The following is a 329-nucleotide window of genomic DNA, read 5'->3' as shown; positions in this document are numbered from 1 at the left end:
GGCGGCATTTCATCCAGCGTCCGGCCTAATATCTCGTGCGCTAACCTGTTCGCCAGCACGATATCCGACCGTTCGACCTCGATATACTCGATAACCGTGCCACGGTGTTCAACCTGCTTCACTTCCCGCTGATACTGGTGCAACAGCGCGATGCTCTGTATCAGGGTCAGGTATTTCATATGGTCGCGGCGCGTGCGGGTTTTGTCGCTCAGGAACGTGAGCTGGCTGGCGAACGGGTTCACCACCTTAAGCGGACGTAACAGCCGCTGGGCGTTCTGGTGCAGTTCAGTGAGATAACCTTTCTCGTTCTCCATCAGCAACCCTTCCAG

General features: G+C 56.2%; 1 pseudogene. It reads right to left on the bottom strand.

The window, feature by feature from the left end:
- Positions 1-329: pseudogene (locus H0248_RS21420) on the bottom strand (DNA primase); the annotation flags it as partial.

Origin of the sequence: Pectobacterium brasiliense (assembly GCF_013449685.1) — a bacterium.
Taxonomy (GTDB): Bacteria; Pseudomonadota; Gammaproteobacteria; order Enterobacterales; family Enterobacteriaceae; genus Pectobacterium; species Pectobacterium brasiliense_A.
The sequence above is the reverse complement of the archived record's forward strand: the minus strand, read 5'-3'. Positions and strand labels throughout refer to the sequence as shown.